Below are 19,245 nucleotides of genomic sequence, written 5' to 3'. Positions count from 1 at the left end.
AGCGAGGATCAATCTACGCCCGCGCAAGCGCTTGGGCTGGAAGACGCCGTACGAAGTGCATACAGGGGTGAGCGTTGCACTTATGTGTTGAATTCAGGAACCGCTTTTCGGATGTTTACGGTCCTTCCTGATGCTCGTTAAAGCGGTTTCATAAAACGGTGGTTTTATCGTACTCCCCAGACAGAGCGCTGGTTTGCGGGCAGGTACTGGGCTTAAGTGCGTTTACTGTTCCATTGCTCCCCGAACCCCAAGTACACCTCAACTGGACGTCAGTCGGCTCACTGGCATCGCGTCAGACTAGGGCCGCTTTCTGCATTATCTGACGCCTAAACGTCAAACTCTATGGCCTCAACCTGACAGGCCGCATGCTTAGCGTACGATTTTGTCCGTTTTCTCTACCGTCCCCTATTTCTGTGCTTTGTTTTGGAATAAGCTATTTTTATGAATTCATAATTGCGAATTCATTTTTATGAACTGCTCCCACATCCTCCCTGGATTCAGAGTGGGCGGGCAGACGTACAGGTGAGTTTCTCCAGTGGTGAAATTTTTGGTTTGCAGGGACGTGGATATCAATATATTATGAATTCACATTAATGAAATATGAATTATAAATAATGAATTACTAAATATAGGACTTACCGATGATCGTGATTATTGGTTGTAACAAAGGGGGGGCGTCGAAGACTACGACAGCTACGAATGTTGCTGTGGCCCTTGCTAAGGACGGCAAGGACGTGTGTCTGGTCGATGCTGATGCTCAACGTACGGCAGCCAAATGGCACGCGGAAAGAGAGTCTGGAGACAAGAAACCAGCGATAACACTGATCGAAAAACGAGATAACATTGCCTCAACACTGACAACGCTCGACGGAAAATTTGATTACGTGATTGTTGACGTTGCGGGTCGCAACAGTCGCGAATTGATAACGGGATTGAGTGTTGCACATGCGTGCGTTGCACCTCATCAGTGTTCTCAGTTCGATTTGGATACCCTGGAAGAGCTTCAAGAGCAAGTCATCAAGATTTGTGACCTCAATCCTGGACTTGAAGGCAATGTCTATCTCTATCAGACGATGTCCTCGACGAACCTGAAAGTGAAGCCAAAGGAGCGGGCAGAGTTTCGAAGTTATGCCGAGGAGTTTCCTCAGTTCAAAGTACTTGAAGCGGTAGGCTATCACCGCAAAGCATACAAAGACGCAGGCAGCGAAGGCCTGTCTGTTCTTGAAATTGGCAATCCTTCAGCTGCCGGTGAAGTCCGGTCGCTCGTTCAAGAGGTGTTCTATGGTTAAGGTCCGAAGCCAATCGGCTACTGGGCGTCAACAACCGACCCCGGATCAAATCGAAAAACTTGCTCAGGAGTTGGCCGACAAGCCTTTCGGTCAATCCAAGGTGAAAAGTGCTGAAATCGAGCAAAAAGCTCAGGCGATAGGCATCAGTTTGCCACCTCAAATGATTGAGAACTTGCAGGATGCGGCTTTGAAAAATAAGCGGAGCAGAGAAGGGCAGAGAACGGTCAGTGGGATCATACGTGAAGTACTTGCCAGAGAAGGATATTAATTCATAATTATGATTTATGAATTAATATTTTAACTATACAATGACGGGAGGTTTCTTAGCCGATCAGGCTAAAAATGAATTGGATTTTCTTTGCGCTCGCTGGAGCGAAAAGGGGAGTGTAAGAGGGGAGGGCGTCAGCATGGATCGACGTAAAGACAATAATCCTCATCGAACCGCCGAGGCCAAAGGCGCACAAGATGCAACCAATGGCCTGCCTTTGTGGGGGTGCCCCTACAAAGCCCCCCAGTTCAGAAACTCATGGATCAGAGGCTACAAGAAAGCAAGGCAACTCGAATTATTCTAAAATTTGAGTGTTCCTCAAGCAGTCCCCGTCAGATGGCAATCTGATCACATTCCAGCGGCGTCCAGTAGAGCGTTGCCCGACTCACCAGGGGTTCCTCCGCTCTTATAGGCGTCCAACAAGACACCCTTGGACGACCACTCAAAAACGGTGTTTTCGTTGATGTTGGGTGAAAACGGTAGGGCTGCGATCTTCGTGTAAGGGTAAGTCCAAATTTCTTTGCTGCTGACCTCGGTTTTCTTTGGTGGGTGTCCGATGGCAGCAATCACCTGCGGCTGGGTGGTTTTGCCTTTTTGGAATTGGGCCAACTGCTGTGCCGAGACTTGGGTGCCTGTCTTATAGTCGAGGGCAGAGCATCCGTGCAGTAACAGAGAAGTAGAAATGAGTAGAGCAAGAGCAATGCTTTTATTCATGAGTTATTCCTTTTGATGTGAGATCCTGGCAATAGTCTTGCTGACATATCCAGAGAGTTGGTCAGATAAACCCGCCTAATTTATTTCAGGAACATAGAACGCCCAGGTTGGCGTTGACATCAACCGCTGTGGTCGATTACTGAGAAGCTCAGTCGTTCAACTTGTAACGTCTCATTGTACTGGAAGTCCACTACGACGCCAGGGTGAATAGCTGAGTCAAGCTGATAGGTATCCCAGCCACCCATGGGGTTAATCATGCCTGGCAGGTCTAGCCGTCCTCTTGAACGCAGCGGTTCTCCCAAGATCGAATGCACCTGGCCTTTTGTCATTACCGAGGTGAAGGGCGCAGGTAGCTCACCGGTGTAAATCGGCATACCGCCAGGCATGTCCTCTTGCAGAGTGATGTGGAGAGACTCGAAACGCAGAGTCTCAGGCCAGAAGCTCATTTCGATTCCTACGACAGGCTCAATCTCTAATGAGGTGTCCCCTTCGTATAGATATTGCAGTGGAAGCTTTGGAATCGCCCCACTCTTGACCATAGAGTGGTAGTAGAGCCCCAGGCTTCTGATCCAGAGTTCTATGGTTGCGGAGTCCATTAATATTACCTATCTCTGCGACGTTAATTTTATAAATGTGATGTTTCTATGTGCATGATTTTACGAATTTTTTTTATTAGTCGTTTTTGCTAACTCGATGAGTTTGGTTAAAAATGAAGGGTTGTCAATTGTAAAAATCAGATCTTGAAGGGTAGCCCGTAACTCTAGGAGCCTTTCCCTAGAAACGTCATCATCTGTGGGGAGAATATCCATAGGTGAAGCGCCGAGTAATTTTGCAATTTTCAGTAGTTGTTCGCTGTCAGGGACATACTCGCCCCGCTCGTAGCGGCTAATAGTAGCGTTTTCACATTCCAAGGCTTCGGCCAAAACGGCTTGGGTTATTCCCTTTGCCTTTCTAAGCGCTTTGATGCGGGCGCCTATGAATTTTCTTGTAGGAGAGATCATCATTAGCGCCTAAAAATCATTGTATTTTCAGTCACCTACCTTCAAAAAAAAGGTCAATTTTTATATTTTATGCATTTATTATATTTTTTGTGGCGGGAAACGCATATAATTGTCAGGAGTGAACAGGTCGTTGCAATGAAAACACCTGTATGTATAATCAGTACTGTGTTTTTGTACATTACTATTAAGGAAAGCTACACCACATCAGACCCGTCCTGCACGGCGCGTTTGTGGCGGATCGCACCCAAAAGGGAGGGTTAAGGTATGCAAGGGTGGTTTTTGATAACGCATAATTTCCATGGTTTTCAGTTGGTTACTGAAAAACTTAAAGCGCTTGGGGTTGAGGTTTACTCTCCTACCAGGTGTGAGGTTAAAAAGCGCCGGGACTGTAACGCAGTTAGGATCACAGAAAAGCAGCTTTTTCCCGGCTATTTATTCCTGCGCTTCGACTTCGAACAGGTGCACACCACCACAATATCTGACCTGCCAGGGGTTAAGGGTTTTGTGCGTTTCGGGAACATCCCGGCTATCGTGTCAGACGCCATCATCGAGGATTTGAAGCAGTCGCTGTTGCTTCTACCTAATCAGGCGGTCACTTGCCTTGAGCTTAGAAACCTTCCGCCTGATATGCAGGGCGCATGGTCTGCCATCGTAGAAATAAAGTCAGAGTTACAACGGCAAGCAGCTTTGTTTTCTCTGCTTCAAAAAGATCATGAGCGTCTTCTGAAATTAGGCAATCTTCCTTATTCAAGAATCTGCTCTTCAATTGATAGCGACTCTTGATCTTATCCACGTAAACCTAAACATCAACTATACAAATTCCCACTGCCAGGTTTATGCCTGGTGGTGTCTTTGTGCATCCACAGGAGGTTATATGGTCCCAAATCAAATTGGGAGTCGAGCAAAAACTACAACAGTCCATGTTGGGCTTGAACGTCATGCGATTCTTACAAGTCACGCTATTGATGTGAGTTCTCAAACACGGCGTCAAATAACTGCATCGCAACTTCTAAAGTTCATGATTGATCGGTTTGCAGATCAAGCAAAGGCTGAACTGCTGAAGGAATTTAAAAACAACGAGGAGTAATAAATGTTAACTACCAGTGCCTTTTTGGCCCTGGCCCTGCAATGCGCCCCCTCGATACACCCCGCCACGTTAACTCCCATCGTCAAAACAGAATCCGCTTTTAATCCATGGGCTATCGGCGTCGTCGGCAGAGCGTTGCCACGTCAGCCGCAAAACCTGGAAGAGGCGGTGACGGCGGTGAATACGTTGGTGAAAGAGGGCGCCAATTTCAGCATTGGCCTAGGGCAGATCAACCGACAGCACTTTGATGTAGCCAAACCGGAGGTGGTGTTTGATCCCTGCACTAACTTGCGCATGACAGCCACGATCCTTGAGGGCTGCTATGCCAGCGCCGTCCCAGACGGCGGTACACAGCAGGAGGCTTTGCACAAAGCTATCTCCTGTTACTACAGCGGCAACAAACGGCGTGGCTTTCAACCAGAAGCGCAGTTTGGCGGATCGAGTCACGTACAGCGTGTGGTCGCCAATGCCGACATCACCACCGTTACGGTGCCAGCCTTGACCGGCGCCGTCAGTGCTCCACAAGTGCCGGTACAACCTGTTTCACCCCCTCCACAACCAACCTATGAAAGTTGGGACGTATTGCGCCAATACCCGCGCTATATGCCCGCTGCGCAGCCTTCTGCGTCTGATCTAAAGCCGGAACCACAGCAAGAAATCCCAAAGGAGAAAGTCGATGTTTAAAAAAGCAAACCTTCCACGCGCCGCTGTTCTGATCCTGTGCTGTATGCCCGCGCTGGCCATGGCTGACTGGCAATCTGAGCTTCAAACGTGGGGCACCAATATCCGGCTTGCGCTTTATGCCTTGGGCGGCACCTTGGGCCTCGGTTGCCTGATGTGGTCCGGTATCCAATGGATGATTGCCCGTTCAACCGGCGACCGCTCCCATACCTTCATGGACTACCTGCAACAGGTTGGCGTCCTCGTTGTGGTCGGCGGCACGATGGTGTTGGGGGCGGCTGCCTGGCAGGTCTTTGGCACTGGCACGCCTGCATAACGCCCCAGCGGAGAAACTCATGTCAGCGAACGAATCACTGAAGAAGTTGATTTTCGAGAGCTACAACGCAATGAGCAGGCCTGCCATGCAGTGGGGTATCCCCATTATGCCGATGGTGGCTTTGCTGATGGGCGGTTTGGTCTGCGGCGTGGCAGGAACTGTGCTGCTGTCTTGGGTGTGGGGTTTGTTGTTCCTGGCGCCCTTTGCGGGTGCATTAGCAGCCTTGCGCTTCATCTGCGCGGTTGATGCCCAGTACCCACGGCGTTTGTGGTGGTCCTGGCGTCGTATCCGCATGAACTGGCGGTACGGCAAGCGTTTGCTGCTCACCCCGTTTAATCCCAATTGGAGCCAATTCTATGGCAAACGATTCGCACAACGCCGGTTTCATCCGGCGCCAAGTCATGAAGTACATGCCCCCCGAGGTCAAAGTGCCGCTGCTGGGGTATCCCGTCCACGAGAACATGGTGACATTGCCCGGTAATCGGCTGGTCAGCCTGATCAGGCTCAAAGGTGTTTCCCACGAAACGCAGAGTGATGAAGATCTCAAACAATGGTTCTTCAAACTCAACCGCTACTTCGTGGCATTAGGGAAAAAGGAAGGCAAGAACCTGATGTTGCAAAGCTATGTGACCAAAACGGGCATCGAGCTTAATACTGAATACGACCTGCCTTTACCTGCGCTGCAAGATTTTGTCGATGCCTACACCGCTCCTTTTCGGGACGGCACCTTTCGCCAGGTCGGCTATAGCCTAGCTCTTGTTCTCAAATACCGTGACCTCGATGACGGTATTCGGCGGATGAAAGAGCTACTGACTATTTCCAAAACCAGTCTGGCGATGTACGACCCGGCCATCATGGCCTTGGAAGAAAACGAACAGGGCGCGCTGTACTCGCAGGTTGGGCGGTTTTTAAGCCTGTTAATCAACGGTCATGAACAAGACGTGCTGGTCAGTGATACGCGACTGGGTGATGCCGTCATCGACAGCGTGACCAGCTTTGGCGAATACGACTTTATCGAAAATCGGCCTAACCGGGGAGGGCGCCGTTTTGCCACCACCTATGACCTACGTGATTACCCTGGGGGTGGTTCACGTCCTGGCATGTGGGATGAGGCCATTGAGCAGCAGTTTGAATTCACCCTGGTGCAGTCGTTTTTGTTTGAAGACCGTAACCGGGCCAAAAAAGAGTTCAACAAGCACATTGCCGACCTTGGGTCGGTTGAAGGCGAAACAAGGCAGACGGACGAGCTGGAAAACGCCATTGAAGAAGTGACCCAGGGTGAAAAAGCATTTGGCCGTTACCACGCGTCCCTGATCGTCTACGGCAACACCCCGGATGAGGCCATTGATAATGGCTCGAAAATGGAATCGGTGTTCACCGTTCACGACACGGCCTTCGTGCGCTCGACCATGACCAACGTTGACACCTGGTATACGCAGTTCCCAGGGGTGACCGAGGCGCTGTATCCCATGATGAAGTCCACGGAGAACTTCGCATGTGGCTTTTCCCTGCATGCCACCCCGACCGGCAAGGCCAGGGGCAACCCTGTAGGCGACGGAACTGGGTTAATCCCCATGCGGACTGTCAACGACTCGTTGTTCGTTCTGAATGCGCACGACAGCCCTCCAGGGCAAAACAACTTGGGTGAAAAACTGCCGGGGCATTTGTCGCTCACCGGCCAAACGGGGGTGGGTAAAACAACTTTTCTCGCCACGTTGTTGGTGTTTTTCAGTCGGTTTAAGCCAATGATTTTTGGCATCGACTACGACGAATCGCTGAAAAATCTGTTGGGGGCGCTGGGTACGCACTATTACACCCTGTCACCAGGAGAGTTCACGGGCATTAACCCTTTCCAGTTTGAGGACAGCAAGGGACTGCGCCAGTTTCTGTACGACCAGGTACTGAGCTGCGCGGGGGGTAAAGACAAAACTGACGAGGACGAAGAGCGTGAGATTCAGGATTCCATCGAGGCGGTGATGCAGCACAAAAACGTGCACTTTCGGGGCATGTCGTTGTTGCTGCAAAACATCACGCCACGGGGCGGCAATTGCCTGCATACCCGCTTGTCAAAATGGTGCCGCCTGGCCGGTGGCCGTGAGGGGCAATACGCGTGGGTGCTGGACTCTCCGAAAAATCTGTTCAACCCGCAAAGCTATCAACGGTTGGCATTCGACTGCACACGGGTTCTTAAAAAAGAGTACGCGAGCAAGCACCCGGAAGTGATGGAGGTATTGCTCAATACCTTGTTTTACATGAAGCGTGCGATGCACCAGTCCAGGCCAGGCAGTCTGTTAATTAACACCATGGCCGAGTACTGGGTGCCGCTGTCCTTTGAAAGCACGGCGGATGCCATTAAGGAAATTTTGAAAAGCGGTCGAAAGCGCGGCGAAATCCTGATGATGGATACGCAGAACCCCGAGGATGCCTTGGCAACACCCTATGCTGCCGATGTAATACAGCAGGTCGTTACCGCGATATGGCTTCCAAACTTCAAGGCAGATCGTGCTGGCTATGCCCGTTTTGGTGTCAGGGACAAGGTGTTTGATGCCGTGGTTGACATGAACACGCTCAGTCGTGAAATGGTGGTTCAGCAGGGGCACAACGCGGTGAAGTTGAAGCTGGTTCTGGACGATCACTTGAAATACTGGCTGCCGTTGCTTTCCACGACCGACCACAATGCCGCCGTAGCCCAGCAGGTGCGCCAGTTACTCGGCACTACCGATCCAAAGGTGTGGGTGCCTGCCTTTTTAATGGCGGAACATGTTCGTTTGTTCCTGAACACCACCGATGCCAATGAATGGATTCCGGCTTACCAGCAAGCCGTGCATATCAGTCAGACCCTCAATACCACCGACGCTCGTCTCTGGATGCCGGTCTTTAAAAAGCAAAGAGCAGCCGACCTACTGCCGCTCTAATACCGAGGCAAATACCATGAAGAAGACAATCATCGCGACGGCGATAAGTGCCGCGCTGCTGACGGCTGCGCTCCCGACTTATGCGGCAGTGCCTGGCATTCCAACGCTTGACGGCACCACGGCGCTGCTTTTGACAAATAACGCCCTGCAACAAGCCCAACAAGCCATGGATGCTTTGAAAACTGCCAAGGATGGGATCAGCCAAGCTAAATCTCAGTACGACAACTTCAAAAGCATCGCAACAGGGAATGACAAACTTGGCGACTTTCTGAATAACCCGGCGCTTAACAAGGTTTTGCCAATGGGTGAATGGGCTGATGTTTATGGGACGGTCCAGGACATAGCTCGTCTGCGGGAGCGCTATGGGCTGAAATCGGATAATGTCAGTGTTCAGGCCAAGTTCGACAGATTGTTGGCCGCCGCTGATGCGCTGGAGCGAAATTACGATGCCAGCACTGAACGGGTAAGGAACGCCGAGCAGTTAAGGGGCCGGTTGAACGTGGTTCTAACGCCACAGCAAAAGGAGGACTTGCAGTTGCGCTATCAACAGGAGCTGTTGGAGCAACAAAACCAACAGATGCGCATGGCAAATATGCAGATGTTGATGGAGCAACAAGAAAAAATGGAAAACAATAAACGAGCACAGGCATTTAGCGATTATATGTTAGGAAAGTCAAAAGTCTTACCGAAATACGATTAATCCAATAACGGGTATTTAGCTATAAAAGCAGGTGGGTGACTTATGTTGAAAAAAACAAGCCTAGTGTTTGGTATGGTTATTTTTACGTTGATGATGTCGGGTTGCAATGGAGGGAAAGGCGATGATTTTGTCGGGCGCTGGAGTAGTGGTAATCATGCAAGCAAGGGGCTTGCGCCGCCAAGCTATTATATAAACATAAAAAAAGATAAGGAGGTTTTTCATGTGGATGTTGAAACTACCATGGTCGATTTTTTAGAAGGTGGGCGTAAAACGACAAATAAGAAATACGAAGGTAAAGCTGAGTCTGATACTGTTTTAAGCATGATGAACGGTTTATTAACGATGAGACTGCAAGGTGACCGTATGTTTTTCGGTAATGATGAGTATGTAAAATTAAAATGACGGAGACAATATGGACTTTACGAATATAGCTCATACGCTATTTGAGTCCGTTGATGCCGCCCTTAAAAGCACCTTGGCTACAGGCACGGCCAAGGTGATGCTGGGTGTGGGTGCGTTATTCGGGACCATGTGGTTAATCCACTTCACGCTTCGAAATATTCAATGGCTCTACCGAGGAATGAATGTTGCTTTTGAAGAGGTTGTCCGCGAAATCGCCAAAATGGCATTTATTGCGTTTTGTGCGTTCAACGTGACTTGGTACATACAAACCATTGTTCCGTTTGTCAGCGGTTTACCTAATTGGATGGGAGGCGTCCTATCAGGCCAGGAAGGAGACCAAACCAACCAGATAGATACAATGGTGTTGGCATATATCGATAACTTAAAAGCCTTTTATGACGCAATGTCATTCAATATTTTCACTACGAGCTTGAAGGATATCTGGCTAAGTATTCAGGGCTTGGTATTTTATTTGTTAGGGGGTATTCCATTCATATTAACTGCTGTCGGTACACTTTTTGTACTTAAAGTGGCCACGACGGTCCTATTGGCGGTTGGCCCTATATTTATTGCATTTCTGTTGTTTGATCAAACTAGACAATGGTTCTGGGGGTGGGTATCTGCAATAGGCGGATTTATGCTGACTCAGGTGCTATTTTCAATAATTCTTGCCATGGAAATTAATTTTATCAATACACAGATAATTAAGGATGGGGTAATAAATACCAGCTTGGCGGGGAATATCGGCATGCTTGTTGTATTCGCTACGTTCACGCTGTTAGCGACCGAGCTACCAGGTTATGCCGCGTCTATCATGGGCGGGACTCCAACGGGAGGTGCTAGAGGACTTGGAGGGCTTATCGGTAGAGCCTCTGGATTTAACACGGCAAGACAAATGGCTGGTGGTGTCGCAAAGCTTTTAGCCAAACGCCGCAACAACATTAAGTAACTTTGTATTCCATCGCTTGCTCAAGCGATAGCAACTCCCTTCTGATTCTTTCGTTTTAAAAAGGTAATCACTATGAATTGCAAACTCGCAATAAGCGGGCTGCTTTGTGCTGTCCTGCTGTTGGGGTGCAGCTCTGCCCCCAAGTTAGCCGAAGCCTCCGGCCCATGGACTGATCTAAATGCACCGGCCAGAGCAAAAGACGTTAAAGCCACAGCAGTCGGGGGGCAGCATGAATCTTCGAAAAAATAAAAGGAATCGCCAACAAGTCATCGAACAAGAGCAGCACCTTGCCGCTCAGGTCAGCATCGATGCAGCAGCAGCAAGGAATATCAGCCTGTCTGAGCAGGCGTATATCCATGCGGCCCGTTGGTTTGAAAGTAATTTGGCAGCGGACCATCAGCGCAGTGCGCGTACCTGGAAACGCCTAGCAGGGTTTTTCGGGGTATTGGCGTTTATGTCCGTGGGTGCTGTTCTCGGGTTGACCCCGCTTAAAACGGTAGAAACGTACCTGGTGCGGGTTGATAACAGTTCCGGCTTTACCGATGTGGTTAAACCAATCAGCCAGGTTAAGTCGTCCGAACAGATCGACGATGAATACTGGCTGGCTACTTATGTGCGTTTTCGTGAGAGTTACAACTTTTCGAACAACGATGCCCAGTTTTCGATGGTCGAGTTGCTGTCCTATGGCACCACGTTTGCCGAGTACCGTAACTTCCAATTGTCTTCCAAGGGCTATCTGGCTGTGTTGGGCAACAACCGGCAAATCAAAACCGAGATCAACAACATCACGTTCCTCACCCGTGAAAACGCAAAGGGCACCGCCCAAGTACGTCTTACCAAAACAGTGCTCGACCGTAACGGCATGCCAGATCCAGAGGTCAAGCCTGCGGTTTGGTTGTCGACAATCAGTTACGACTACAAGAACCCGACAAAAAAACGTGGTGATCAATGGCTTAACCCGCGAGGGTTTGGCGCTCTGTCCTATTCGCCAACCCAGGAAGTCGGGGCGGGGGTGAGTCATGAAAAATAAATCCATGACGGTTTTTGTGGCCTTGTTCCTTTCGGTCAGCGTGCAACATGCATTCGCTGAAAAAATGGGGGAGGGGTCTTACCAGGATCGACGGGTACAAACCGCGTTCTATACCCCGGACAACGTATTTCGCATTCAAGCGGTGGTCGGGCGTACTTCACTGGTGCAGTTCCCAGCCCATGAAACGGTGTATGAGGATTCCGGCCTGATTGTGGCGGGCGATCCCACTGCGTGGTCCATAGGCGCCAACAAAGCGGGCAACATCGTGGCGATTAAGCCGACCACGGATCAGGAGCCCAATACCAACCTGATTATTAACACCAACCGTCATACCTACCTGCTGGAGCTGAAACTGGTTAAGCAGGTGGCCGACATGACCTATGCACTGCGGTTCACCTATCCAGATCCGCCGAAAAAACCGCAGGCCACTCGCGACTTTAATCCTGACCCATGTCCAGGACCGATCAACACGTTCCAGGTACGCGGTGATAAGGCGATTTCGCCAGCGGAAGGTTGGGACAACGGCACCTTTACCTGTTTTCGGTTTGTGACCAATGCACCACGTCCGGTGGTGTACCAGGTGTTGCCCGATGGCACCGAGACACTGGTCAACGTGCGCAACGTGCAAAACATCATGGTGGTGCATGGCGTCAGCCAGTTGTTCCGTTTTCGGCTTAACAGCTTGGTACTGGAGGCGAGAACCCGGCAACAGGTGGGTGGCTTTTACAACTACAACGGCACCACCACGGGGGAGATTCGAGAGGTGAAGCATGCAGAACAATGACAGTAATGACGGCCATGTCATCCAGGGCGGCGAGTTGTCTGGTGATGAAGTCCAAAAACACGCCCAGGATACCCCGGCGGGCACCACTCCAGAATCGGCAGAAACCAACGAGCTGCCACCCGTGCAATCCGATAAGGCCCGTGGTTCGTTCGACCTACTGAAAAAGCGTGCAGGAGGGGGGCAGTCCAAAAAAGCGTTGTACCTCTCCATTGCCGGTGTAGTGCTGGTGTTCCTTTTGATATTAGTCGGGGGCTGGTGGTGGGTCATTTCAACAATGAAAGAAGGCTCCACCGACATTGATGAAAGCACGGTCAAGGCCGATGCCACGCTCGACAAGGACGCGGGCAACGACACCAGCATGAAACAACTGAAAGAGGAAAAACTCAGGCAAATGCAGGCCGAGGAAGACCAAAAGGCCAAGGATGCAGAAGCGTTAAGGCTCGCTCAAGAAAAAGCCAATAAAGGCACCGAGTCAGGAGCCAATTCGGGTAACGCGACAGCCGGTGCCAATACATCCTCTCAAGGCGATACCAAAGATGTGCCTCAGACACCCGCCCAACGCAAGTTGGCTGGAGGCGTTGTGGTGACACCGTTGGTTCAGGATGCCTCGGGCTACGGTTCGTCGGTTAGCGGGGCGTCAGGCCCAGCAACAGTCACGCCGTTGGCCGGTGGCACTGAAAGTACTCCTGACGTGGCTCAGACGGGCTTGGGGGGTGGCTTGGGCGGTGGTTCGTCATCGCGGGGGAGTTTAAGCAACTTGTCGGGTACCAGCTTCTCACCAGGCAAGGCAGTGCTGGCCCCATCGCGTAAATACCTGCTGTCACACAACACCTACACCCGTTGCGTGTTGTACACCGAGATCGTGACTGATCAACCCTCGTTGATTGAGTGCCCATTGACCGAACCTTTGTATTCGGCGGACGGCTCAACCGTGCTTGCTGATGCTGGTGACCGTTTGTTCGGTGAGCAAAGCGTCGAAGTCAGGCCTGGCCAGGTGCGTGTGTTCACCTCCTGGACTGAACTTGAGACTCAATCGGGTGTGCGGGCCAATCTTGCCAGTTTAGGCGCTGGCCCGATGGGTGCCAGTGGTACAGAAGCCTGGATCGACAATCACTACATGCAGCGCTTTGGCGGCGCGGTAATGCTGTCCTTTATCCAGGATGCATTAGAAGCGGCCAAAAACACGACGCAGAAAAGCAGTGGCGGCTACACGGTGAATAACAGCGAGCAAAACACGGAAAACATGGCCAATAAGGCGCTGGAAAGCACGATAGGCATAAAGCCCACCGCGCACATTCTGCCGGGTACGGTCATGACGGTGATTGTGGCCCGTGACATCGACTTTTCATCGGTTTTTGAGAACCGCTAACAATGAGGTAATACCTATGACAAACCCAAATGACGAACAACAAGTACCAGGTGCTGAGCAGGATGAGGACGACAACATCCTCATCGAATCCACGTTGGTGCTGGATTTTCTCGATCAGTCAGGAGTGACCGAACGGCTTAACCGGCCTGGCACCACGGATGTGGCGATTAACCGGCCTTTGGAGATGTGGGTGGATACACCCACGGGCTGGCAGCAGGAGGCCGCGCCTTGGTTGACCTACAACCTGTGCTGGAGATTGGCCAACAGCCTGGCCGCGCTTAACCACCGCGAATTGGCGGCTAAGACACCGATTCACACGGTTGAGCTACCTGGTGGTGAGCGGGGCCAGATCGTCATGGCTCCGGCGTGTGAAAAGGGCACGTTGTCCATGACCTTTCGTAAGCCGTCGATTGAACGCTTCACGCTTCAAGATTACATCGACAGCGGACGGTTTGATGGTGCCCAGGCCATCGCAGCCCCTGTGACGGACTTGACCGGCTGGCAGCATGAAATGGTCACGGCGCACAACGAACGCAACTGGGGTTGGTTTTTTCCGCTGGCCGTCGAACACCGGCAAAACATCATCATTTTCGGTGGGCCTGGCTCCGGCAAAACGACCTTCGGTAAATCCTTGATGGACCTGTTTCCGGTCAATCGACGGATGATCACCATCCAGGAGGTCAGTGAATTGCAGCTTCCTTATCACCCCAACCATGTTCACTTGTTTTACGGCGCTGTGGTGGCACCTAAAGCCCTGGTGGCCAGCTCGTTGCGGATGAAGCCTGACCATCTGTTTCTAGCTGAGCTAACCGGTGATGAGGTGTGGCACTTCATCGAGATTTTGAACACTGGCACCAAGGGCACTGTGACCACGGCTCACGCCAACGACAGCGAGGCGGGCTATGCCCGTGTCTGCGGACTGGTGAAGCAGTCGGAGGTAGGCAAGGGGCTGGATTATGACTACATCGAGCGCCTGGTCAGGACTTCATTTGACGTGGTGGTGTACATGGAAGGCACCCACATTAAAGAGGTGCATTACGAGCCAAAACACAAACTGGCTTTGCTCAATGGCAAGGCGATTTAGGAGGCGTTATGTGGTGGAAAATAACCCTGCTGGTTCTGGTGTTGATGATGGTGTGTTTTGTTGGTGGGCTGTATGCCGGTGGTGCCTTGTTCTTGAAGCTGACGGCGGGCAATGCCACAGCAGGACTGACGTGGCACACCCTATGGGATGCTCGACACTTGGCGCTCAACGACCGTCGATTGCTGTACCTACCATGGTCTTGGTGTGTGACCGCAGCTATCACTTTTTTGCCGGTTGGAATCACGCTGATGGTTTTCTTCTTCCGGCTCAACCCGACCAGCTCACTGCACGGCGATGCTCGGTTTGCTAACGCCAGAGAGTTGCGTCAGTTCGAATACAAAGGCGAATACCACAACACCAGCAAATAATAATTTATGGAGAGATAGAGCAATGTGTGAAAACCATTCACATCACGCTAAAAAGGGGAGGGAGCATGTCTAAAAATCTTGTGTATAGCCCAAGTAACCCACAAAAGCGCATCGAAGAATACCCCGCCTTCCTGATCGGCAAGCACCCCACCAAAGACGCGTTTTTGGCCAGTTATGGCCAGCAGTTCGTGATGTTGGCCGCACCTCCCGGAACCGGCAAAGGGGTGGGAGAGGTTATTCCTAATGCGCTTAGCTACCCCGATTCAATGGTGATCAACGATCCCAAATTTGAAAACTGGGAGATCACTTCGGGTTTTAGAGCTTTTGCGGGCCACAAGGTGTTCCGCTTTTCACCCGAACGCCTAGAAACACACCGTTGGAATCCGCTGTCGCAGATCAGCAATGATCCGCTTTACCGGCTGGGTGAAATTCGAACCTTGGCCAGCGTGTTGTTTGTGTCGAGCAACGAAAAGAACCAGGAGTGGTACACCAAGGCCAGCAACGTATTTACCGCCATTTTGTTGTACTTAATGGAAACACCGTCGATGCCTCGAACGCTGCCGCAGGCCTACGAGGTTGCATCGTTAGGTTCTGCAATGGGGGCATGGGCTCAGCAGGTCATTAACGAGCGCAGCAGTGGGCCTGAAGCGTTGTCCTCTGAGACTTTGCGAGAACTGAACGGCGTATTCGAAGCGTCAAAGAACAAAAGCAGTGGCTGGTCCACCACGGCGGATATCGTGCGCGATGTTCTGTCGATCTATGCAGAGAAAACCGTGGCTTGGGCGCTGTCGGGTGACGATATCGACTTCGCCAAGGCCAGGCAGGAAAAGACCACGATCTACTTCAGCATGTCCGAAGAATCGCTGAAGAAGTTCGGCCCTTTGATGAATCTGTTTTTTACCCAAGCAATCCGACAGAACTCAAAGCCCCTGCCGGAGCATGGCGGACATTGTGCAGATGGCACCCTTAAATATAAGTATCAGCTCGCGTTGCTCATGGACGAGTTTGCAATCATGGGCCGGATGGAAATTATGGAAACCGCGCCTGCGCTGACCCGTGGTGCAGGCCTACGGTATTTCATCATCTTTCAGGGTAAGGACCAGATCCGGGCCACCTACGGTACGGAGAAGGGCAACGCCATCATGAAGGCCTTCCACATCGAGATTGTCTTTGCACCTGGTGACATTGACCTGGCCAAGGAGTACAGCGCACGACTGGGTAACACCACAGTCAGGGTGCAAACCCAATCCTTGGGCAAGCGCAAGGTGGGTGATCGCAACCAAACGGACAACTACAGCGAGCAAGCCAGACCGTTGATGCTTCCTCAAGATATCAATGAAATGCCTTATGACCATCAACTGATGTTCATCCAGGGCACGAAAGCCACCGCGCCGATGAAGATCAGGGCACGGAAGATTTTTTACTACGAGGACGATGTTTTAAGGGGGCGAGCCAATATGAAGCCTCCGACCTTGCCAGTTGGGGATGCAACCAAAATCGACGCATTGACCGTACCTGTGCGGATGGTTGAGGCCAAAGCCGCTGTCGCAGCCCCTCATGATGCGCAAATGAAAGAGGAACAACATAAACGCGACATGCCACAGAGCAAGCAATAACCCCTTTCTGCATGATCAGGCGCAACTCTGCGCATACAAACAAAGGATGAAATCATGAAAACCACCGTACTCGCGGCGGGCCAATTGTGCCTGGCTGCTCACAAAGCTGTGCCTGCTAAAAAACGCACACAGGGTTCACGCATTCGCCAATACCTGACTACAGCGCTGCTCTCATTGGCCGTTTTCACCACGTCACCGGCCTTTGCCAAGGACCCCTGCAAAACCGTGCTGTGCATGTTTGGCAAATTCACAGGCAATAGCGGCGGAAGCGAATGCAGCAGTGCTGAAAAGGACTACTTCAGTATCCAGATCAAGAAGAAAGGAAAGATTAGGTGGGACAAGACAGCCACGGCCCGAGGGCAGTTTCTAAATAGTTGTCCTGCCGCCGATCAGGGCATTAACAAAAAGATTAACGATAAGTTCGGCAAGGTGTTTGGTTAACTAATTTCGAATGAATTATTTAATTAACTGCTTCCTATCAGGGGTTTAAACATGAGAGTTTTTATTGCCGAAAAACCAGGCTTGGGTAAGGTTATTGCCGAAGCCTTGGGCAATCCGCAAAACAAAGGTGGGTTTTTCCAGTGCGGTTCGGATGTTGTGACCTGGTGCATTGGGCACCTGCTGGAACTGGCGCCGCCCGAGGTGCATAACCCGGCCTATGAGAAGTGGAACGCCACGGATTTGCCGCTCAAACTGCGTCCAGTGAAGTACCAGCCGATTGCACGCACCCATGACCAGCTCAAGGTAGTAGGGGGGCTGATTGGGCAAGCGTCAGAGATCGTTCACGCTGGCGACCCTGACGACGAGGGCCAGTTGTTGGTGGACGAGGTATTGGAATATTTCGGCAATACCAGTCCAGTAAAGCGTGTGCTGATCAACGACCTTAATGTCAATACGGCACTTAAAGCCTTGGCAAACCTCAAGGACAACCGTGAGTTTTTCGGTCTGTACCAAAAGGCCCTGGCGCGCAGCATTGGTGACCAGCTTTACGGGTTCAATATGACGCGGGCCTGCACGTTGGCAGCGCGGGCCAGGGGGGTTAAAACGGTGTTGTCGGTCGGGCGAGTACAGACCCCTATCCTGGGCTTGATCGTGAACCGCTACCTGGCGAACAAGAACCATGCCGCCGCCAACTTCTATGCGGTCAACGCCAATTTGGCTGTTGGCGGTCGGGTCAGCGCGAAATTTGTGGTCCCGGATGATGCGCCGGCAGACGACAAAAACCGGATCATCGACGAGTCATATGCCCAGGCCATTGCGACCGCGTGTCATCAAGCGCCTGCGATCGTCACTCGGGCTCAAGTGGTCGAAAAACAGGAGCTTGCCCCCCTGCCATTTGACCTGCTGATGCTGCAAGCAGAGATCAGCAAGGAACATGGAATTACGTCTGAAAAGACGTTGGCCATCACCCAGTCACTGCGTGACAACCACAAGGCCATTACCTACAACCGTTCAGATTGCAGTTATCTGTCCGAGGAACAGTTTTCGGATGCGCCACAAACCCTGGCGATATTGGCCCAGGTGCTGCCGGATTTTGCCGTCGTTTTTGCTCAGGTAGATCCGCAACGCAAGAGCCGTGCATTCAACGACAGCAAGGTTTCGGCGCACACCGCGATTATTCCGACCGGCACCAAAGTGGATATCGCCAAACTGTCAGCGGACGAAAAGGCTGTTTACCTGGCCATCGTGAAGCGTTACCTGGTGCAGTTCATGCCAGCCAAAGGCTACCTGGCAGCTGAGGTGCTATTTGAGGTTGCCGGTCATACCTTTGTCGCCCGTTCCAACAAGACGACTCAGGCTGGCTGGACAGCGCTCATCGGCACCAGTGCCGACGATGAAGACGACTCCACGGAAACTGACGAAGGCCCCCAGTTCGACGCTCTGTCGGCTTTAAAAGCTTCTGAAAACGGCGTGTGCGAGTCCGTCACCATTTCAAAAGAGAAAACCCGTCCACTGCCGATCTACACCGAGGCCGAGTTGCTTAAAGATTTGAAGCGGGTGGCCAAGTACGTGGTTGACCCGCGAATCAAGCAACTGTTGTTGGACCGTGACAAGGGCAAGACCGGCGAAAACGGCGGTATTGGCACCCCAGCCACCCGTGGATCAATGCTGACCAAGCTACAAGAGCGTGGTTTCTATGAGGTGGTGAAGAAGAAATTCATCCCGACCTCGTTGGGCCTGGAGTTCATTGCCGCTTTGCCTGCTATCGCAACCACGCCGGACATGACTGCCCTTTGGCATGAACAGCAACAGATGATCGAGGCCGGGGAGCTGACGGTAGACGCGTTCCTGGACGAACTGGAGAGGTTTATCGCGCACCAGGTGGGAACGGTGGATTTGGGCAACGTGCAGGCCCTGGTCAAGGACGCCCCGCCAGAACTCAACGCGAAATGCCCAATGTGCGGTGGTGAGTTGGCCGTAACGTCCAGGGTGATTGCATGCCGAGGATGCCAATTCCGACTGTACCCCGAAATTAGCGGTAAAAACCTGACCTTCGGCCAGATCGAAACCCTGCTGACGAAGGGTAAAACCGGTGTTCTAAAGGGGTTTAAGAGCAAGGCGGGCAAGACGTTCGACGCTGCGCTGCGCCTGGATGCTGAAGCCAAGGTACAGATGGTTTTTAACCGCTAAAAGCCAGTATTGGCTCACCTTCAATTACCCCCCCACCTGCA

The 19,245-nt window shown here is 51.6% G+C and carries 23 protein-coding genes; 20 read left to right on the top strand and 3 right to left on the bottom strand.

Features of this window, described 5'->3' with window-relative positions; translation table 11 throughout:
- The first annotated feature begins 641 nt into the window (after positions 1 to 641).
- Genes ACZRN6_RS33630 through ACZRN6_RS33620 form a run of 3 tightly spaced genes read left to right on the top strand, consistent with a single transcriptional unit; the run spans position 642 to position 1,861 of the window.
- Positions 642 to 1,289: an AAA family ATPase gene (locus tag ACZRN6_RS33630; RefSeq protein ID WP_198831354.1), complete on the top strand. Its 648-nt coding sequence runs from the start codon at positions 642 to 644 to the stop codon at positions 1,287 to 1,289.
- On the top strand, positions 1,282 to 1,557 hold the full coding sequence (locus ACZRN6_RS33625) for a hypothetical protein (RefSeq protein WP_198831355.1): 276 nt from the start codon (positions 1,282 to 1,284) through the stop codon (positions 1,555 to 1,557). The genes ACZRN6_RS33630 and ACZRN6_RS33625 overlap by 8 nt, the downstream gene beginning before the upstream one ends.
- 40 nt (positions 1,558 to 1,597) lie before the next feature.
- The gene (locus ACZRN6_RS33620; RefSeq protein WP_463862581.1) at positions 1,598 to 1,861 is read left to right on the top strand and encodes a ribosome modulation factor; all 264 of its coding nucleotides are present in this window, start codon (positions 1,598 to 1,600) and stop codon (positions 1,859 to 1,861) included.
- Positions 1,862 to 1,905: 44 nt separating this feature from the next.
- Here the strand turns inward: ACZRN6_RS33620 and ACZRN6_RS33615 are convergent, their stop codons facing one another.
- From ACZRN6_RS33615 to ACZRN6_RS33605, 3 genes are all read right to left on the bottom strand, one after another.
- Positions 1,906 to 2,271 carry a hypothetical protein gene (locus tag ACZRN6_RS33615; protein WP_198831357.1) on the bottom strand — a complete coding sequence of 122 codons (366 nt, stop codon included), beginning with the start codon at positions 2,269 to 2,271 and terminating at the stop codon, positions 1,906 to 1,908.
- A 119-nt stretch (positions 2,272 to 2,390) separates the two neighbouring features.
- Positions 2,391 to 2,867 (bottom strand): DUF6392 family protein, encoded by a 477-nt coding sequence (locus ACZRN6_RS33610; RefSeq protein WP_198831358.1) that lies wholly within the window; start codon positions 2,865 to 2,867, stop codon positions 2,391 to 2,393.
- A 60-nt stretch (positions 2,868 to 2,927) separates the two neighbouring features.
- The gene (locus ACZRN6_RS33605; RefSeq protein WP_198831359.1) at positions 2,928 to 3,272 is read right to left on the bottom strand and encodes a helix-turn-helix domain-containing protein; all 345 of its coding nucleotides are present in this window, start codon (positions 3,270 to 3,272) and stop codon (positions 2,928 to 2,930) included.
- A gap of 264 nt (positions 3,273 to 3,536) precedes the next feature.
- Here ACZRN6_RS33605 and ACZRN6_RS33600 point away from each other — a divergent pair, with 264 nt between their 5' ends.
- The 17 genes from ACZRN6_RS33600 (at position 3,537) to ACZRN6_RS33520 (ending at position 19,204) form a co-directional block, all read left to right on the top strand.
- Positions 3,537 to 4,055, top strand: a complete 519-nt coding sequence (locus ACZRN6_RS33600; protein ID WP_463862578.1) for a transcription termination/antitermination NusG family protein — start codon at positions 3,537 to 3,539, stop codon at positions 4,053 to 4,055.
- 91 nt (positions 4,056 to 4,146) lie between these two features.
- Complete coding sequence (locus ACZRN6_RS33595; protein ID WP_198831361.1) at positions 4,147 to 4,359, top strand: hypothetical protein; 213 nt, start codon at positions 4,147 to 4,149, stop codon at positions 4,357 to 4,359.
- A 3-nt stretch (positions 4,360 to 4,362) separates the two neighbouring features.
- Positions 4,363 to 5,043 carry a lytic transglycosylase domain-containing protein gene (locus ACZRN6_RS33590; RefSeq protein ID WP_198831362.1) on the top strand — a complete coding sequence of 227 codons (681 nt, stop codon included), beginning with the start codon at positions 4,363 to 4,365 and terminating at the stop codon, positions 5,041 to 5,043.
- A complete protein-coding gene (locus tag ACZRN6_RS33585; protein ID WP_198831363.1) occupies positions 5,036 to 5,356 on the top strand; it encodes a conjugal transfer protein in 321 nt (106 codons plus the stop codon). Before ACZRN6_RS33590 ends, ACZRN6_RS33585 begins: the two co-directional genes overlap by 8 nt.
- A 19-nt stretch (positions 5,357 to 5,375) precedes the next feature.
- Complete coding sequence (locus ACZRN6_RS33580) at positions 5,376 to 5,837, top strand: VirB3 family type IV secretion system protein (protein WP_198831364.1); 462 nt, start codon at positions 5,376 to 5,378, stop codon at positions 5,835 to 5,837.
- Positions 5,758 to 8,271, top strand: coding sequence for a VirB4 family type IV secretion system protein (locus ACZRN6_RS33575; protein WP_374068296.1), 2,514 nt, complete (start codon positions 5,758 to 5,760; stop codon positions 8,269 to 8,271). The genes ACZRN6_RS33580 and ACZRN6_RS33575 overlap by 80 nt, the downstream gene beginning before the upstream one ends.
- 16 nt (positions 8,272 to 8,287) lie before the next feature.
- Positions 8,288 to 8,971: a P-type DNA transfer protein VirB5 gene (virB5, locus tag ACZRN6_RS33570; RefSeq protein WP_198831365.1), complete on the top strand. Its 684-nt coding sequence runs from the start codon at positions 8,288 to 8,290 to the stop codon at positions 8,969 to 8,971.
- A gap of 42 nt (positions 8,972 to 9,013) precedes the next feature.
- Positions 9,014 to 9,373, top strand: a complete 360-nt coding sequence (locus tag ACZRN6_RS33565) for a hypothetical protein (RefSeq protein WP_233098429.1) — start codon at positions 9,014 to 9,016, stop codon at positions 9,371 to 9,373.
- A 10-nt stretch (positions 9,374 to 9,383) separates the two neighbouring features.
- Positions 9,384 to 10,322: a TrbL/VirB6 family protein gene (locus tag ACZRN6_RS33560; protein ID WP_198831366.1), complete on the top strand. Its 939-nt coding sequence runs from the start codon at positions 9,384 to 9,386 to the stop codon at positions 10,320 to 10,322.
- Positions 10,323 to 10,551: 229 nt separating this feature from the next.
- On the top strand, positions 10,552 to 11,352 hold the full coding sequence (locus ACZRN6_RS33555) for a VirB8 family type IV secretion system protein (protein WP_198831367.1): 801 nt from the start codon (positions 10,552 to 10,554) through the stop codon (positions 11,350 to 11,352).
- Positions 11,342 to 12,136, top strand: a complete 795-nt coding sequence (locus ACZRN6_RS33550; RefSeq protein WP_198831368.1) for a TrbG/VirB9 family P-type conjugative transfer protein — start codon at positions 11,342 to 11,344, stop codon at positions 12,134 to 12,136. The genes ACZRN6_RS33555 and ACZRN6_RS33550 overlap by 11 nt, the downstream gene beginning before the upstream one ends.
- Positions 12,123 to 13,505: a TrbI/VirB10 family protein gene (locus ACZRN6_RS33545; protein ID WP_198831369.1), complete on the top strand. Its 1,383-nt coding sequence runs from the start codon at positions 12,123 to 12,125 to the stop codon at positions 13,503 to 13,505. The genes ACZRN6_RS33550 and ACZRN6_RS33545 overlap by 14 nt, the downstream gene beginning before the upstream one ends.
- Positions 13,468 to 14,589, top strand: a complete 1,122-nt coding sequence (gene virB11, locus ACZRN6_RS33540; protein ID WP_464009790.1) for a P-type DNA transfer ATPase VirB11 — start codon at positions 13,468 to 13,470, stop codon at positions 14,587 to 14,589. The genes ACZRN6_RS33545 and virB11 overlap by 38 nt, the downstream gene beginning before the upstream one ends.
- A gap of 8 nt (positions 14,590 to 14,597) precedes the next feature.
- Positions 14,598 to 14,957 carry a hypothetical protein gene (locus ACZRN6_RS33535; RefSeq protein ID WP_198831371.1) on the top strand — a complete coding sequence of 120 codons (360 nt, stop codon included), beginning with the start codon at positions 14,598 to 14,600 and terminating at the stop codon, positions 14,955 to 14,957.
- Positions 14,958 to 15,022: 65 nt separating this feature from the next.
- Positions 15,023 to 16,573, top strand: a complete 1,551-nt coding sequence (locus ACZRN6_RS33530) for a type IV secretory system conjugative DNA transfer family protein (protein ID WP_198831372.1) — start codon at positions 15,023 to 15,025, stop codon at positions 16,571 to 16,573.
- A 54-nt stretch (positions 16,574 to 16,627) separates the two neighbouring features.
- On the top strand, positions 16,628 to 17,014 hold the full coding sequence (locus ACZRN6_RS33525) for a TrbM/KikA/MpfK family conjugal transfer protein (protein WP_198831373.1): 387 nt from the start codon (positions 16,628 to 16,630) through the stop codon (positions 17,012 to 17,014).
- 51 nt (positions 17,015 to 17,065) lie between these two features.
- Positions 17,066 to 19,204: a type IA DNA topoisomerase gene (locus ACZRN6_RS33520; protein ID WP_198831374.1), complete on the top strand. Its 2,139-nt coding sequence runs from the start codon at positions 17,066 to 17,068 to the stop codon at positions 19,202 to 19,204.
- Positions 19,205 to 19,245: the final 41 nt, after the last annotated feature.

It is taken from the genome of Pseudomonas sp. A125, assembly GCF_055409485.1.
This window is presented reverse-complemented; position numbering and strand designations above follow the sequence as displayed.